This is a genomic window from Duganella sp. GW821-FHT07G03 (genome assembly GCF_059418605.1).
This window is the reverse complement of sequence record NZ_JBWKQE010000033.1, coordinates 1-15671: the sequence shown is the minus strand read 5'-3', so window position 1 is coordinate 15671 and position 15671 is coordinate 1. Positions and strand designations below refer to the sequence as shown.

Below are 15671 nucleotides of genomic sequence, written 5' to 3'. Positions count from 1 at the left end.
CTACCTGAACTGCCGTTCGGCCCCTATGCAAAACCTCATGCTTGTCGTGCTCGCCGTGTTCCTGGTCGCGCTCAATGGATTCTTCGTGGCGGCCGAATTCGGCATCGTCACGCTGCGCAAGACGCGCGTGCGCGCCATCGCCAAGACGCAGGGACTCAGGGGCCGCATCCTCGGCAAGGTGCACGGCCAGCTGGACGCCTACCTGTCCGCCTGCCAGCTGGGCATCACGCTGGCCTCGCTGGGACTGGGCTGGGTCGGCGAGCCGGCCTTCGCCAGCCTGCTCGAGCCGCTGCTGCGCGCGGTCGGCGTCAGCTCGCCGGAGATCGTCCACGGCATCGCCTTTGTGTTCGCCTTCTGCGTGATCTCCTTCCTGCACATCGTGGTCGGCGAACTGGCGCCGAAGTCGCTGGCGATCCGCATGCCGGAAGTGATCGGCCTGTGGAGCGCGCTGCCGCTGTACGGCTTCTACTGGGCCATGTATCCGTTCATCTGGGTGCTCAACGCCAGCGCCAACATGGTGCTGAGCCTGGTGGGCCTGGCCGGCAAGGGCGGCCACGACAGCCACTATTCGGTGGACGAACTCAAGCTGATCCTGCGCACCAGCCAACCGGGCGAGAAGTTCAACGAGGACGAACGCAACATCCTGGCCCACTCGCTCGATTTCAGCGACCTGGCGGTGTCCGACCTGATGCGCCCGATTAACGAGGTGATCGGCCTGTACGCCAACCGTCCGCTGAACGACAACCTGCAAACCATGCTGCGCAACCGCTTCAGCCGCTACCCCTACTACGACAAGGACGGCGAGACCGTGCTGGGCGTGGTGCACCTGAAGGACCTGTTCTTCGCCCAGCAGTCCGGCAAACCGGTGACCGACCTGGTGCCCTTCCTGCGGCCGGTGGAGACGATTTCCGCCCGCACCCCGGCGCTGGAGCAGTTCCGCCGCTTCCGCGACGGCGCGCCCCACTTCGCGCTGATCGGCGAAAAAGGCAAGCGTCCGCTGGGCTTCATCACGCTCGACAACCTGCTGGGCGCGATGGTGGGCGAAATCCACGACGAATTCCGCCTCAACGAGAACGATTGGCTCAAGCAGCCCGACGGCACGCTGGTGGGCAAGGCCAGCTTGCCTATCTTCTCGCTGGAGCGCACACTGGGCATCGACATCGAAAACGAAGAGCTGGGCCTGGAAGAGGTAGAATCGGTAGGCGGCCTGATCATGCTGAAACTGGGCGATATCCCGAAACAGGGCCAACGCATCAGTTTCCGCGGTTTCGACATCGTCGCCAAGAAAATGAACGGTCCACGCATCCTGCTGGTCAAGGTCATTCCCAAGGATGACACCGAGGATAACGCCGACCTGGACTAACCGATGGGAGGAGTCATGCTCGGTCGCCTTGTCCTGAGCTGTACCCTGCTCTGCGCCGCCGGCGCCGGCGTGGCCGAGCCGCGCAGCGGCTGCCAGCATCTGCGCGTCGCCTTCTACGAGGACGGCGCGCTGTTCTACCACGCCGCCGGCGGCGGCTGGACCGGCATCGACAAGGACGTCGTCGATGAGGTGGCCCGCCGGCTCGGCTGCACCATCGACGCCAGCGTCGACTCCCGCGTGCGCATCTGGGCCGGCCTGGGCGGCGGCAGTATCGATATGTCGGTGTCCGCCATTCCCCTTCCTGAACGCGAAAAGATCGGCCGCTTCGTGCCGTATATGACGGGCCGCAATTTCGTCCTGTTGCACAAGGAACTGAGCGGACGGCTGCGCGGCATGGATAGCTTCCTGGCCGATCCCCGGTACAAGATCGGCGTGGTCAAAAGCTACAAGCATGGCCCGGCCTACGATGCATGGCTGGACAAGCTGCGCGCCCAGGGCCGCGTGTTCGAGACGGCCGACAAGCTGTCGATGATGCGCTTGTTCAAGCTGGGCCGGGTGGACGCGGTCATGGCCACGCCCACCACCTGGTATCCGCTGGTCAAGCAGGAACAATTGGCCGGCACCTACAACGTGATGGACTGGGCGCCGCGCGAGAATATGGTGTCGGGACTGGTGCTGTCGCGCCAGAATGTCGACGCCGCCACCGTGGCCCGCTTCAGCCAGGCGATCCGCGCGATGCGCGAGGACGGCACGCTGCGCCGCATCTTCGAGCGCCACACCGACGCCGAGCGCGCCGGGCAGATGATCAATTTCTAGACGGTTTCGTCGCCGGTCCAGTTGCGCAGCAGGCCCAGCGCCACCGCCAGCAAGGTCGGGCCGATGAACAGACCGACGAAGCCGAACGCCAGCACTCCACCCATCACACCCAGCAGCACCAGGATGAACGGCAGGCTGCTGCCGCGGCTGATCAGCATGGGCTTGACGACGTTGTCGACGCCGCTGATCACGAACAGTCCCCACACCAGCATGAAGACGCCCCAGCCGGTATGGCCTTCGTTGAACAGCCAGATCGCCGCGCCGCCCCAGATCAAGGGCGGGCCGACCGGGATCAGCGAGAACAGGAAGGTCGCCACCGACAGCAGCGCCACGGCCGGCACGCCGGCGATCAGGAAACCGATGGCCGCCACGCCGGCCTGCGCCAACGCCGTGCCCAGCAGGCCGTACATGACGCCGCGCACGGTGCGGCTGACGGTATCGGCCACGGCCGTGCTGTGTTCGCCGATCAGCTTGTTCATCAGCGAGGCCAGCGAAGCGAGCAGCGTCTGGCCGTCGCGGTACAGGAAGAAGCTGACGAACACCGCCAGGCTGACCTGGACCACGCCGCTGCCCAGCACCATGCCGCCGCCCAGCACAAAGCGGCGCGCCGGCTCCAGCAGGTTCTTGGCGACGTTGAGCAATTCCTCGCGGCTGCCCAGCAGCTTGCGCAGATAGGTGTCGGCCGCCTCGCCCACCAGCGGCAACTCCTTCAGCCAGGCCGGCGGCGCCAGTGTGCCGCTTTCGAGGCTGGCCTTGGCCTGGTCGTAGAAGTCGCTGGCGTTGTCGGCCACGTTCCACGTCACCAGCGCCAGCGGCACGATGATCAGCACGGTCAGGCAGACGCTCATGATGAGGGCGGCCAGCCAGCGGCGCTGCCGGCAGCGCGCCAGCAGGCGCAGGTACAACGGCCAGCTGGAGATGGTGATGGCGGCGGCGAACAGGATCGCGGCCAGGAACGGCCGCAGCACGGTCAAGCAGCCGATCACCAGCAGGACGATGGCCGCGAGGCGGGTGTACGGCTGGAAGCGTTGCTGCATCAAGGCTGGGCTAGCAGCAACTTCAGGTCATGCACGATGGGCGCCGGGCCCTGGCCGGAGCGCACCAGCAGGCGGATCTTGCCCTGCTTGTCGAACACATAGCTGGCGGCCGTATGGTCCATCGTATAGCTGCCCGGCGTCTTGCCCGGCACCTTGGCGTAGAACACCTTGAACTCCTTGCCGACGGCGGCGGTCTGTTCTGCGGTGCCGACCAGGCCGAGGAAGCGCTTATCGAAGGCCGGCACGTATTCGGCCAGCAGCTGCCGGGTGTCGCGCTCGGGGTCGACGGTGACGAACAGCACCTGCACCTGGTCGGCCTGCGGGCCCAGCTCCTTCATCGCGGCCGCCATCTCGGCCATCGTGGTCGGGCACACGTCCGGGCACTGGGTATAGCCGAAGAACATCAGCACGACCTTGCCCTTGAAGTCGGCCAGGGTGCGCGGCTTGCCGTTGTGGTCGGTCAGCGCGAAGTCCTTGGCGTATGGCAGGCCGGTCAGGTCGGTGTTGGTGAACTCCGGGCGCGGTGCGGCGGCGCGGCGCTCGCAGGCGGCCAGTAGTGCGGACAGGGCCATCAGGCCGATGACGAGCAGTTTTTTCATGGTCAGTATTTAAAATAGTGGTCCACCAGCAGCGCCAGGAACAGCAGCGACAGGTAGATGATCGACCAGGTGAAGGCCTTGCGGGCGATCAGGTCGGTGTAGTGGCGGTAGATTTTCCACGCGTGGTGCAGGAACACGGCGTTCAGCGCGACGGCGCTGGCCAGGTAGATCAGGCCGCTCATATGCACCGCGTACGGCAGCAAGGTGGTGGCGGCCAGCGCGATCGAATACAGCCAGACGTGGAACTGCGTGAACTTCATGCCGTGCGTGACCGGCAGCATCGGCAGGCCGGACTTGGCGTAGTCGTCGCGGCGGTACATGGCCAGCGCCCAGAAGTGCGGCGGGGTCCAGACGAAGATGATCAGCACCAGCAGCCAGGCTTGCATCGGCACGTCGTTGGCGACGGCGGCCCAGCCCAGCGCCGGCGGCATCGCGCCGGACAGGCCGCCGATGACGATGTTCTGCGGCGTGGCCGGCTTCAGTATCATGGTGTAGATGATGGCGTAGCCGACGAAGGTGACAAAGGTCAGCCACATGGTCAGCGGGTTCACCAGCGCGTACAAAATCCACATGCCGGCGCCGCCGATGACGGTGGCGAAGATCGCGGTCTGGGTGACGCTGATGTCGCCCATCGCCATCGGGCGGCGGGCGGTGCGCGCCATGCGGGCGTCGATCTCGCGCTCGGCCAGGCAGTTGACGGCGAAGGCGGCTCCGGCCAGCAGCCAGATGCCGACAGTGGCGGCCACCAGCAAATGCCAGTCCGGCATGCCGTCGCTGGCGAGGAACATGCCGATCACGGCGCAGAAGACGGCCAGTTGCGTGACACGGGGCTTGGTCAGCGCCCAGTATTGGGAGGCGCGGCTGGCGGGTTTGGATGTGGCGGTATGTGTGGTCATTAGTGGGGCTTGGGGGCTTAGTGATGCTTACTTTTGCCGGGCAGCGGGAGTGTGCGAGGATGCCGCGCCCGAGGCTGCCTTTTTTGCAATATCGTACTGGTACTTAGCCTTGTAGTTTAACATGGTCAGCAGCAGGACCAGCAGCGCCGCCCCGGCGTTATGCAGCACCGCGATCGCCAGCGGGAAGCTGAGGTAGATGGTGGCGACGCCGGTGGCGATCTGCGCCGCCAGCGTCAGCGCCAGGTAGCGGGCGGTTTTGTGCAGCGCCCGGTGTTCCCAGGCGCGCCAGGCCGTGTAGCCGGCCACCAGCGCCACTAGCAGGCCGAAGTTGCGGTGCACCCAGTGGATCGCCGTCAGCGCAGCGAACGGCAGGTAGTGGCCGGCGGCGGTCTTGCCCAGCTCGCGCCACAGGGTGAAGCCGTGTTCGAAGTCCATGTCCGGCACCAGCTTGCCGCCGCACAGCGGGAAATCGGTGCAGGCCAGGGTGGCGTAGTTGGTGCTGGTCCAGCCGCCCAGCGCCAGTTGCACCAGCAGCAAAATTGCCGAGGCGCCCGCCAGCAGGCGGATGTTGCGCATCGCCGGCGGCGAGGCCGTCACCGTGCGCACCGGCGCGATCAGCTGGTTCTGGCGGCCGCCGTACCAGGCCAGCAAGGCCAGCAGGCCCATGCCCAGCAGCAGATGGGTGGTGACGATCACCGGCTGCAGCTTCAGGGTCACGGTCCAGGCGCCGAACGCGCCCTGCAGGCAGACGAACAGGAACAGCACGGTCGGCAGCCACGGCGCGTATTCCGCGCGCGTGCCCTGCGACTTGCGCCATTGATACCAGGCCTGCGCCATCATCGCCACGATCAGCACGCCGATCGCCATCGCCAGGTAGCGGTGGATCATCTCGATCCAGGCCTTGAACACGGTCACCGGGCCGGTCGGCAGCAGCGCCTCGGCCGCCGTGATCTGCTCGTGCGCCAGGAAGGGATTGGCGGCGCCGTAGCAGCCCGGCCAGTCCGGGCAGCCGAGGCCGGAATCGGTCAGGCGCGTGAAGGCGCCGAACACGATCAGGTCGAAGGTCAGGAACACGCAGACCCAGACCAGCTTGCGGTATTTGTTGGCGTCGGACGAGGTCCACACCAGCGACAGCGGCAACAGCGCCACCAGCAGCGCCGTCACGGCCATTTGAGCGAGAGTGGTGGAATGCATGATCAGCCTATCGCGGAAGCCTTCAGCAGCTTGCTGATGTCCTTGTGGACTTTCTTCACCTTCTCGGTGTCGCTGGAGACGGCGCCTTTCGGGAAGCGCATCATCAGGTTGCCCAGCGGGTCGATCAGGTAAACGTGGTCGGACACGCGGTCGCCGGCGCCCTGCTCCAGCGGCAGCCATTTGTCGATGACGGCGGCCGGCGCGCGCAGCATGCGGGTGCCGTCGTTGACGCGCATCAGCAACGTATCGAGCGGCTGGTCGTCGGTGATCATCCACACCCGTTCGATGCGCTCCATCTCCTTGCCCTGCATGGTGCGCAGCTGGCGCATGGCGAACAGCTGGTCCTGGCAATCCTGCTTGCAGTCGGACGGGCCGACCTTGAGCATGATCCACTTGCCCTTGTAGCTCTCCAGCGTGGCCGGCTTGCCGTCCAGCGTGGTGCTGGCCATGGCCGGGATAGGATGTTCGCGCGGATCGATCAGCGCGCCGAAATTGGTCACGCCGCCCTTGGGCTTGATGACGTAATAGGTCAGATAAGACCCCACCAGCGGCGCCGCGCACACGGCCAGCACCAGCAACAGCTTCCAACGACCACGGCCTTGATTACTTTTGTTTTCCACGTCTGAATCCGTTCACCACAAAGAAGATAACAGCCATCGCCGACAGTGCGTACCACTGGAAGGCATAGCCCTGATGTTTTTCCACGCCCAGCGCCGGCGCCGGCCAGTCGCGCACCATCTGCGCGTCGTCGCCGGACGGCTGGGCCGCGGCGGTTTGTTCGATCACGAACGGCTGCATCGTCAGGCCGCTGTCCCTGGCCACCTGCAGCGGATCGGCGTTCTGCACGATGGCCTTGGGCGTCAGGGTCGGCGTCTTGGCCAGTTCCATCACATGGCCGGCGTCGAGCCGCGCCATGCCTTGCAGGGTCACCGTGCCGGACGGCGTGGCGTAGGCCGGCAGCCGGGCGCGATCGGCCGGATCGCGCGGCAGCCAGCCGCGCGCCACCAGCACATGCATGCCCGTGCCCGCAATTTTAAACGGCATCAGCAGGTAAAAACCGGAGCGGCCCGCCGACGGGCGATTATCCAGGTACAGCGGCCAGTTGGCGACGAACTCGCCGGTGACCGACATGCGGCGGAACTCCACCGCCTCGGCCGCCAGCGGCGCGCCGTCCAGCTGCACCGGCGCGCTGGCGTTGCCCTGGGCCAGCTTGGCCTGCAACACGATTTTCTGCGCGGCGCGGCGCTGCTGCCAGTTGCCCAGCTGGATGCCCAGCGCGACCACCAGCACGGTCGCCACGAAAGGGATCAGTTTAAATCGGAACGCAATACCCATTACAATGGAACCCTCTTCAATTCACTCTCCAAGCCCGCCATGAAAATTGCTGTCGCCATCGCCTTCATCCTGATCATCGGCAGCCTGGCTTCCGCGTTCTTCTTCCTGATGCGCGACAAGGGCAAGAGCAACAACACCGTGCGCGCGCTGGCGGTGCGGGTCGGGCTGTCGATCGCCCTGTTCGTCGCCCTGCTGGTCGCGTACAAGCTCGGCTACATCCAGCCCACCGGCATCAGGGGCTGAAGCGGCCAAGGCGGCTAAAATAAAAAAGCCGCATCCGGTGTCTACCGATGCGGCTTTTCTTCAGCGCCGCAGCAGCATCGCTGCGGCATTATAGCCTCGTTACAGCCAGTACACGACCACGTACAGGCCCAGCCAGACCACGTCGACAAAGTGCCAGTACCAGGCCGCGCCTTCGAAGGCGAAGTGGTTGTCGGCCGTGAAGTGGCCCTTGAGCACGCGGAACAGCACCACCGACAGCATGATCGCGCCCATCGTCACGTGGAAGCCGTGGAAACCGGTCAGCATGAAGAAGGTCGAACCGTAGATGCCCGAGGTCAGTTTCAGGTTCAGCTCGGTGTAGGCGTGGTGGTATTCGAAGGCCTGGAAGCCCATGAAGATCGCGCCCAGCGCGATGGTGGCGAACAGCCAGAACGCGGTCTGCGCGCGATGGCCGGCGCGCAGCGCATGGTGCGAGATGGTCAGGGTCAGGCCCGAGGTCAGCAGCAAGGCTGTGTTGATGGTCGGGATAGGGAACGGACCCATGGTCTTGAATTCCTGCACCGTGCCGGCCGGACCAACGTTGCCCCAGTGCGCGGCGAAGTCAGGCCAGATGAACTTGTGGTCCAGGTCGCCCAGCCACGGCATCGAGATGGTGCGGGCGTAGAACAGCGCGCCGAAGAAGGCGCCGAAGAACATCACCTCCGAGAAGATGAACCAGGCCATCGACCAGCGGTAGGAATGATCGACGCGCTGGCCGTACTGGCCGGCCTCGGATTCCTTGATGGCGTCGCCGAACCAGAAGTACAGCACCGAAATGATGGCGGCCAGGCCCACGAGGTTCACGGCCGGGCCCCACGACACATCATTGACCCAGGCCGAAGCGCCGATCATGGTGGTCAGCAGGGACATGCCTGCGAACAGCGGCCATTTGGATGGACCAGGCACGAAGTAGTACGGTGCCGAGGCGTTATGTGAACTCATCTTCATCTCCCTAAATTTATTTTGAAACTACAACCTTAACGATAGTGATCAGCAGTCCAATAAAACACGCCACGCCGATCAAGGCCGCGATGATGATGTGCACCGGATTCAGCTTGGCCGAATCGGCGTCGAAATCGCTTTTGCGGCGCAGGCCGAAGAACGACCAGAACACCGCTTTCATCGAATACATGAACGACGCTTGTTTCTTTTTCTCTTGTTCCATGCCGCCCACCTTTACTTGGATGCAGTCTTGTCCAGACCGCCCACCTCGAAGAAGGTGTACGACAAGGTGATGGTCTTCACTTCCCTCGGCAGGGCCGGATCGATGAAGAACACCACCGGCATCTGCCTCGCTTCGTTCGGCTTCATGGTCTGCTGCTTGAAGCAGAAACACTCGACCTTTTTAAAATGCGGCATCGCGCTTTGCGGCGCGTAGCTCGGTATCGCCTGCGCGCTGACTTCGCGGTTCTGGGTGTTGACCACCTCGTACATCACCGTCGCCAGCTCGCCCGGATGCACCGTCATGCTGCGCGTCACGGGGCGGAAACGCCACGGGCCTTGCGCATTGCCGTCAAACTCGATCACCACATCGCGCGTCTTGTCGATTTGCGTGTTGGTGTCGGCGCTGACCGTGCCATCCTTCTGCGTCAGCACGTTGATGCCCAGCGCCTCGCAGATCTGGCGGTAGAACGGGTTGAGCGCGTACGCAAACCCGAACATCAACACCGCCACCACGATCAGCTTGCCCAGCAGCGTGCGGTTCAGCCCGCCAGTTTCCTTATCTTCGCCCACGTCAGCTCAACCACATCCGCTTGACAAACACGGACAGGAAAAAGAACAGGGCCACGCCGGCCAACAGCAGGCCGGTCCTTGCGTTATTCGGCTTCTTCTGTTCGCCCATGATCATTTGAACTGCGGTGGCGTTTCGAAGGTGTGGAACGGCGCCGGCGACGGCACGGTCCACTCCAGGCCTTCAGCGCCATCCCATGGCTTGTCTGCGGCTTTCTTGCCGCCACGGATGGTCGGCAGGATCACGAAGAACAGGAAGAACACCTGCGACAGGCCGAAACCGAAAGCACCGATGGTGGCGATCATGTTGAAGTCCGTGAACTGCGCCGAGTAGTCGGCGTAGCGGCGCGGCATGCCTGCCAGGCCCAGGAAGTGCATCGGGAAGAAGGTCACGTTGAAGGTGATCAGCGACAGCCAGAAGTGGGTCTTGCCCATCGCTTCGTTGTACATGTGGCCGGTCCACTTCGGCGACCAGTAGTAGAAGCCGGCGAACAGCGCGAACAGCGAACCGGCCACCAGCACGTAGTGGAAGTGCGCCACCACGTAGTAGGTGTCCTGCAGCTGGATGTCGATCGGGGTCACCGCCAGGATCAGGCCGGTGAAGCCGCCGATGGTGAACACGAAGATGAAGCCGACCGCGAACAGCATCGGGGTTTCGAAGGTCATCGAACCCTTCCACATGGTGGCGATCCAGTTGAACACTTTCACGCCGGTCGGCACCGCGATCAGCATGGTGGCGTACATGAAGAACAGCTGCGAGGTCACCGGCATGCCGGTGGTGAACATGTGGTGGGCCCAGACGATGAACGACAGGATGGCGATCGACGCGGTGGCGTACACCATCGAGGCGTAGCCGAACAGCTGCTTGCGGGCGAAGGCCGGCAGGATCTGCGAAACGATGCCGAACGCCGGCAGAATCATGATGTAGACCTCCGGGTGGCCGAAGAACCAGAAGATGTGCTGGTACATCACCGGGTCGCCGCCGCCGGCGGCGTTAAAGAACGAGGTGCCGAAGTGACGGTCGGTCAGGGTCATGGTGATCGCGCCAGCCAGAACCGGCATCACGGCGATCAGCAGGTAGGCGGTGATCAGCCAGGTCCAGCAGAACATCGGCATTTTCATCAGGGTCATGCCAGGGGCGCGCATGTTCAGGATGGTGACGATGATGTTGATCGAACCCATGATCGACGAGGCGCCCATCAGGTGCATCGCGAAAATCGCCATGTCCATGCCTGGGCCCATCTGGGTCGACAGCGGTGCGTACAGCGTCCAGCCGGCCGCGGTGGCGCCGCCAGGGACCAGGAACGAGGTCGCCAGCAACAGCGCCGCCGGCGGCAGCAGCCAGAACGAGAAGTTGTTCATGCGGGCGAAGGCCATGTCCGACGCGCCCACTTGCAGCGGGATCATCCAGTTGGCGAAGCCGACGAAGGCCGGCATGATGGCGCCGAACACCATCACCAGGCCGTGCATGGTGGTGAGCTGGTTGAAGAACTCCGGCTGGAAGAACTGCAGGCCCGGCTTGAACAGCTCGGTGCGGATCATCAGTGCCAGCACGCCGCCGGACAGCAGCATGATGAACGAGAACCACAGGTACAGCGTACCGATGTCTTTGTGATTGGTGGCGAACAACCAGCGCCCCAAACCATGGGGATGGTCGTGAGCGTGATCGTGATCGTGTGCGTGATCCAAGGTGCTAGTGCTCATTTGTAACGCTCCTGATTACTTACGTGCAGCCACAACTTCGGCTGGTTGAACGATGTTTTCGGCGGCCTTGTTCGACCAGCTGTTACGGGTGTAGGTGATGACAGCCGCAATATCCGTATCCGACAGTTGCTTCCATGCCGGCATTTCAGCGCTGTACTTGCCGCTCTTCTTACCGTGCAGCAGAACGTTGATCTGTTCCGCCTTAGGACCGTTGACCGTTTCCGAACCGTCCAGCGCGGCGAACGTGGCTGGCACGCCCTTGCCGTTGGCCTGGTGGCAGACCACGCAGTTGGCGGCGTAGACTTTTTCGCCCTTGGTTTTCAGCTCGTCGATGGTCCAGGTTTTAGTTGGATCGTCAGCCAGCGCGGCCATTTCTTTTTTCTTGCCGTCGACCCAGACCTTGTACTCGTCGTCGGTGACGACCTTGACCACGATAGGCATGAAGGCGTGTTCCTTGCCGCACAGCTCGGAGCAGTAGCCGCGATAGGTGCCGGTGTGTTCGGCCTTGAACCAGGTGTCGCGCACGAAGCCTGGGATGGCATCCTGCTTGACGCCGAAGGCCGGGATCGACCACGAGTGGATCACGTCGTTGGCGGTGGTGACCATGCGGATTTTCTTGTTGACCGGGACGACGACGTCATTGTCGACTTCCATCAGGTAGTTGTCGCCGCGCTTCTCGGTCGGCTCGAAGCCCGGGGCGCCCACTTGCGAGCGCGGGGTCGACAGCGTGGACAGGAAGGAAATGCCTTCGCCCTCGCCCTTCAGGTAGTCGTAGCCCCACTTCCACTGCATGCCGGTCACTTTGATGGTGATGTCGGCGTTGGAGGTGTCTTTCATGCCGACCACGGTGCGGGTCGCTGGCAAGGCCATGCCGATGACGATCAGGAATGGTACGACGGTCCAGGCGATTTCAACGGCGGTCGATTCGTGGAAGGTGGCTGGCTTGTGGCCCAGCGATTTGCGGTGCTTGAAGATGGAGTAGAACATCACGCCGAACACGGCGACGAAGATGACCAGGCAGACCAACATCATCCAGGTGTGCAGATTGTAGATTTCGGTCGCGATCTGGGTCGCTGGAGGTTGCAGATTAAGCTCGCCGGGAACCGGACCGCCGGTACCGCCGGTCGCTGCGGCATAGGTACCCACTGCAGTGCCTACCGCGGTTGCCGCCTTGTCAGCCGCCCACGCTGGGATACTTGCCGCCGTTACCGACAGCCCGAGCATCAACGATTGAAGTCGCTTCGCATGTTTCATGTTTTCCCCAACCACCCAAGAAATTAAAATATTTTTTTAACGACTCCGGATTTCGGTGAACTGAACCGGCGCCGCTCCTTAAACAACTTCAGGCCCCTTGCCAGCCTCGTCCGAAAAATTCTTCGTGACGCGACCCCGGCGGGACCTTGAGGCCTTCTACTTCATCCCCAGATACTGCCCAGGGACAACGCAAAAGCCTGATTCTGCTTAATTCAAATGCTCGTTCGTGCTCGTCTTTACCTGCTCATGGTGGGCGCCGCTGGTTTATAGCTGGCGTCGTGACATGCTGGCAAAATTAGTCAATGATTATATATAACAACAACGCCCCGCTCAAGAAATAATCCATATCACAACTATGGCGTAGCCCGTGGCACCACAGTGTGCCCGCAAAGCCGCTACTGGCGCGGCTTTCGTGGTAAATCAAATCGGATGATCGCTTCGCCCTTGGAGGTCATTTTGGGCGCCGGACGGAAGGCGTGGCCGTAAATCACCTCGAAAGTCAGGCCCAGCTTGCCATCCGGACGGCGGCCTTTTTCCAGCGTGGCCAGCATGCGCTGCCATGCTTGCCTGCCCATCAGACCGCGCCGCAGCGTGCTCAGCGGGTTACCGCCCAGCGCGCGCACATCGGCCAGCAGGGCCTGCGGCGTGTCGTAGGTGACGGTGATGACTTCCATGTCCAGCACCGGTGTCGAAAAGCCAACTTCCACCAACTGGTCGCCAAAATCGTGCATATCGACGAAAGGCAGCGCGTGCTGGGCCAGGTCGGCCTCTGCAAAGGCGGCGCGCAGTTCGCGCAAGGTGTCCGGGCCGAAGCAGGAAAACATCAGCAGGCTGTTCACGCGCAGCACGCGGCGCCACTCGGCGAACACGCGGTCCGGCTGCGGATGCCAGTGCAGCGCCAGGTTGGACCAGACCAGGTCCACCGTGTTCGGTCCCAGCGGCAGCTCGGCGAAGTCGCCGCACAGCAGGTCGACGCCGGTCTTGGCCGGCAGCAGCTTGCTCAGCAGCTGGTTCAGCGACGATGGTTTCGCCGCCGGGCCTTGCGCGGCGCGCACCATGGCTTCGGCCGCATCAATGCCGAGGATTTGCGCGGCCGGATAGGATTTCTGCAACAGTGACAGATCGGCACCGACGCCGCAGCCGGCGTCCAGCACGCGCTGCGGAACAACCTTGATCAGTTCCAGCCGGTCGAACATGCGCGAGGCGACTTCGCGGCGCAGGAAATCGGACGGCGCGACGCGCTCGGGGCGGTTGAACAGCGCGCGCACGCGCTCCTGGTCGATCGGGGCGCTCAACTTCGGGGGATTTGCGGGGACTTGCATGATGTGGTTCGGTGTAGTGCGATAATGTCGGCAGTGTACATGGTTGAACGCAAACGCGTCCTGGAGCTTTGATGCTTGCCACTCCGAGAATCGGCACGATCGGCACGATCGGCGCCCTGCTCCATCGCGGCGGATCGGCCTTGCTGCGCGGCCTGCTGCCGGCCTCCTGTGCGCTGTGCGCCGCCGCCAGCGGCGAATTGCTGTGTCCCGCCTGCGCCGCCCAGTTCTTCGGCGCCGAGGCCGCCATTGTGCGCTGTCCGCGCTGCGCCAACCCCTTGCCGGACACGGCGCAGGGCCAGCTGTGCGGCGGTTGCCGCGTCGAGCCGCCGGCCTTCGACGTCACCCTGGTCGCCGCCGACTACGCCATGCCGCTGGACCAGCTGGTATTGCAGCTGAAGTTCGGCCACCGTCTCGCGCTGGCAACACTGTTTGCCCGCCAGCTGCGCGACGCCGTCCTGCAACAGCCCGGCTTCACCCTGCCCGCCCTGCTGTGTCCGGTGCCGCTGGGTCCCCGCCGGCTGGCCGAACGCGGCTACAATCAAGCCCTGGAGATCGCGCGGCCGCTGGCGCGCAGCCTGGGCGTGGCGCTGCATCCGCGGCTGGCCTGCCGCGTGCAGGAAACCGCGGCCCAGAGCAGCGTCGCGCCCGAGCAGCGGCGGCACAATATCGCCGGCGCGTTTGCGATCCCGGACGCCGCGCTGGTGCAGGGCCGCCACATCGGCGTGGTCGACGACGTCATGACCAGCGGCCGCACGCTGAACGAACTGGCGGCAACGCTGAAGCGCCACGGCGCCGCGCGCGTGAGCAACCTGGTGTTTGCCCGCACGCCGCCGCATTGAATTTGAAAGAGGAGAACCACTTTGTTTCACGTCGTACTAGTCCAACCCGAAATTCCCCCGAACACCGGCAACGTGATCCGGCTGTGCGCCAACACCGGCGCGCAACTGCACCTGATCGAGCCGCTGGGCTTCCCGCTGGAAGACTCCAAACTCAAACGTGCCGGCCTGGACTACCACGAATACGCGCAGATGAAAGTCCATCCTGACTGGGCGGCCTTCCTGGCCGCGGTGCAGCCGGACCCGGCCCGCATGTTCGCCATGACCACGCACGGCTCGTCGCCGTTCGCCGACGCCGCCTTCCGGCCGGGCGACGTGTTCGTGTTCGGCTCGGAAACGCGCGGCCTCGATCCGGCCTTCCGCGAGAGCTTCCCGCCGGCCCAGCGCATCCGCCTGCCGATGCGTCCCGACAACCGCAGCCTGAACCTGTCGAACACGGTGGCCGTGGTGGTGTTCGAAGCCTGGCGCCAGAACGGCTACGCCGGCGGAGCATAAGTCCATGCTGATCCGCTCCGCCTTGTTGTGCCTGACGCTGCTGGCCAGCGCGCACGCGGCGGAGCCGATGACCTTGTACACGGAAGACTATCCGCCCTTCAGCTGGGTCGATAAAAACAGCGGCAAGGTGGTCGGCCTGTCGGCCGAGATCGTCGCCGAGCTGATGTTGCGGGCCGGCGTGCCGACCACGCCGCCGATCGTCGCGCCGTGGGCGCGGGCGATGGTGCTGACCATGAGCACCGCCAATTCCTGCCTGTACACCACGGCCCGCGTGCCCGAGCGCGAAGACAACTACCAGTGGATCGGCCCGATCGGCCAGAACAACTGGGTGCTGTTTGCCCGGCGCGACGACCACATCAAACTCAACAGCCTGGACGAAGCGGCCGGCTACCAGATCGGCACCTTCATCGGCGACGCCTCGGTGACTTTCCTGCGCGAGCACAAGCTACGCGTGGCGATCGTGCCCAACGACAGGCTCAATCCGCCCAAGCTGCAGAAGCAGCGCATCCAGCTGTGGTCGGTGGGTCGGATGTCGGGCCTGTTCCTGCAACGCGAGCTGGGCATCGACGACTTCGAACAGGTGCTCGCCTTCGCGCACGCAGAGATGTACCTGGCCTGCCACAAGGACATGGACAAGGCCGAGGTGGCGCGACTCAACGACATCCTGCGCGGCATGTATCGCGACGGCACCATCCGCCGCATCTACCTGCAATATGGCTACGAGAAGGAAATGCCGCGCTAGCCACACCGAGGGTCAAGTCCTGAACCTTCCCCTCAAATTTTGAAGATAGCGATTAACGATCTCAGCTCGCCAAGAGCGATGGTGAG

The 15671-nt window shown here is 63.9% G+C and carries 19 protein-coding genes; 6 read left to right on the top strand and 13 right to left on the bottom strand.

All coding sequences use genetic code 11. From position 1 onward, the window contains the following. Nucleotides 1-25 precede the first annotated feature (25 nt). Both AC07OK_RS28515 and AC07OK_RS28510 read left to right on the top strand, forming a co-directional pair. Entirely contained in the window at nucleotides 26-1363 is a 1338-nt protein-coding gene (locus AC07OK_RS28515) for a hemolysin family protein (RefSeq protein ID WP_494693429.1), read from the top strand. Nucleotides 1364-1378: 15 nt separating this feature from the next. Further along, nucleotides 1379-2179 (top strand): substrate-binding periplasmic protein, encoded by an 801-nt coding sequence (locus AC07OK_RS28510; protein WP_494693428.1) that lies wholly within the window; start codon nucleotides 1379-1381, stop codon nucleotides 2177-2179. On the opposite strand, the gene AC07OK_RS28505 is transcribed toward AC07OK_RS28510, so the two are convergent. From AC07OK_RS28505 to AC07OK_RS28480, 6 genes are read right to left on the bottom strand one after another with little or no spacing between them, the layout of a single operon-like run. Continuing rightward, complete coding sequence (locus tag AC07OK_RS28505) at nucleotides 2176-3216, bottom strand: AI-2E family transporter (protein ID WP_494693427.1); 1041 nt, start codon at nucleotides 3214-3216, stop codon at nucleotides 2176-2178. The two genes, AC07OK_RS28510 and AC07OK_RS28505, sit on opposite strands and share 4 nt — an antisense overlap. After that, entirely contained in the window at nucleotides 3216-3815 is a 600-nt protein-coding gene (locus AC07OK_RS28500) for an SCO family protein (protein WP_494693426.1), read from the bottom strand. The genes AC07OK_RS28505 and AC07OK_RS28500 overlap by 1 nt, the downstream gene beginning before the upstream one ends. Before the next feature lie 2 nt (nucleotides 3816-3817). Next, nucleotides 3818-4711 (bottom strand): heme o synthase, encoded by an 894-nt coding sequence (gene cyoE / locus AC07OK_RS28495; RefSeq protein ID WP_494693425.1) that lies wholly within the window; start codon nucleotides 4709-4711, stop codon nucleotides 3818-3820. A gap of 27 nt (nucleotides 4712-4738) precedes the next feature. After that, nucleotides 4739-5905 (bottom strand): COX15/CtaA family protein, encoded by a 1167-nt coding sequence (locus tag AC07OK_RS28490; protein WP_494693424.1) that lies wholly within the window; start codon nucleotides 5903-5905, stop codon nucleotides 4739-4741. 2 nt (nucleotides 5906-5907) lie between these two features. Then, nucleotides 5908-6525, bottom strand: coding sequence for an SCO family protein (locus AC07OK_RS28485; protein WP_494693423.1), 618 nt, complete (start codon nucleotides 6523-6525; stop codon nucleotides 5908-5910). Further along, entirely contained in the window at nucleotides 6509-7240 is a 732-nt protein-coding gene (locus AC07OK_RS28480) for an SURF1 family protein (RefSeq protein WP_494693422.1), read from the bottom strand. The genes AC07OK_RS28485 and AC07OK_RS28480 overlap by 17 nt, the downstream gene beginning before the upstream one ends. Before the next feature lie 39 nt (nucleotides 7241-7279). On the opposite strand from AC07OK_RS28480, the gene AC07OK_RS28475 reads away from it, so the two are divergent. Next, nucleotides 7280-7483 carry a twin transmembrane helix small protein gene (locus AC07OK_RS28475; RefSeq protein WP_494693421.1) on the top strand — a complete coding sequence of 68 codons (204 nt, stop codon included), beginning with the start codon at nucleotides 7280-7282 and terminating at the stop codon, nucleotides 7481-7483. Nucleotides 7484-7582: 99 nt separating this feature from the next. Here the strand turns inward: AC07OK_RS28475 and AC07OK_RS28470 are convergent, their stop codons facing one another. The 7 genes from AC07OK_RS28470 to AC07OK_RS28440 all read right to left on the bottom strand — a co-directional run bounded on the left by AC07OK_RS28470 (nucleotide 7583) and on the right by AC07OK_RS28440 (nucleotide 13512). After that, nucleotides 7583-8443, bottom strand: coding sequence for a cytochrome c oxidase subunit 3 (locus AC07OK_RS28470; RefSeq protein WP_494693420.1), 861 nt, complete (start codon nucleotides 8441-8443; stop codon nucleotides 7583-7585). Nucleotides 8444-8459: 16 nt separating this feature from the next. Beyond that, nucleotides 8460-8666: a DUF2970 domain-containing protein gene (locus AC07OK_RS28465; protein ID WP_494693419.1), complete on the bottom strand. Its 207-nt coding sequence runs from the start codon at nucleotides 8664-8666 to the stop codon at nucleotides 8460-8462. Nucleotides 8667-8677: 11 nt separating this feature from the next. Then, a complete protein-coding gene (locus AC07OK_RS28460; RefSeq protein WP_494693418.1) occupies nucleotides 8678-9235 on the bottom strand; it encodes a cytochrome c oxidase assembly protein in 558 nt (185 codons plus the stop codon). 1 nt (nucleotide 9236) lies between these two features. After that, nucleotides 9237-9350, bottom strand: a complete 114-nt coding sequence (locus AC07OK_RS28455; RefSeq protein ID WP_020704999.1) for a cytochrome oxidase small assembly protein — start codon at nucleotides 9348-9350, stop codon at nucleotides 9237-9239. Continuing rightward, complete coding sequence (gene ctaD / locus AC07OK_RS28450; RefSeq protein ID WP_494693417.1) at nucleotides 9347-10936, bottom strand: cytochrome c oxidase subunit I; 1590 nt, start codon at nucleotides 10934-10936, stop codon at nucleotides 9347-9349. The genes AC07OK_RS28455 and ctaD overlap by 4 nt, the downstream gene beginning before the upstream one ends. Nucleotides 10937-10951: 15 nt before the next feature. After that, nucleotides 10952-12190 (bottom strand): cytochrome c oxidase subunit II, encoded by a 1239-nt coding sequence (coxB, locus tag AC07OK_RS28445; RefSeq protein WP_494693416.1) that lies wholly within the window; start codon nucleotides 12188-12190, stop codon nucleotides 10952-10954. A 395-nt stretch (nucleotides 12191-12585) separates the two neighbouring features. Next, a complete protein-coding gene (locus tag AC07OK_RS28440; RefSeq protein ID WP_494693415.1) occupies nucleotides 12586-13512 on the bottom strand; it encodes a methyltransferase domain-containing protein in 927 nt (308 codons plus the stop codon). Between the two features lie 71 nt (nucleotides 13513-13583). Between AC07OK_RS28440 and AC07OK_RS28435 the strand changes: the two genes are divergently transcribed. From AC07OK_RS28435 to AC07OK_RS28425, 3 genes are read left to right on the top strand one after another with little or no spacing between them, the layout of a single operon-like run. Beyond that, the gene (locus tag AC07OK_RS28435; RefSeq protein ID WP_494693414.1) at nucleotides 13584-14351 is read left to right on the top strand and encodes a ComF family protein; all 768 of its coding nucleotides are present in this window, start codon (nucleotides 13584-13586) and stop codon (nucleotides 14349-14351) included. A 21-nt stretch (nucleotides 14352-14372) separates the two neighbouring features. Continuing rightward, complete coding sequence (gene trmL / locus AC07OK_RS28430; RefSeq protein WP_026335006.1) at nucleotides 14373-14843, top strand: tRNA (uridine(34)/cytosine(34)/5-carboxymethylaminomethyluridine(34)-2'-O)-methyltransferase TrmL; 471 nt, start codon at nucleotides 14373-14375, stop codon at nucleotides 14841-14843. Nucleotides 14844-14847: 4 nt separating this feature from the next. Further along, nucleotides 14848-15585, top strand: a complete 738-nt coding sequence (locus tag AC07OK_RS28425; protein ID WP_494693413.1) for a substrate-binding periplasmic protein — start codon at nucleotides 14848-14850, stop codon at nucleotides 15583-15585. The last annotated feature ends 86 nt before the right edge of the window (nucleotides 15586-15671 follow it).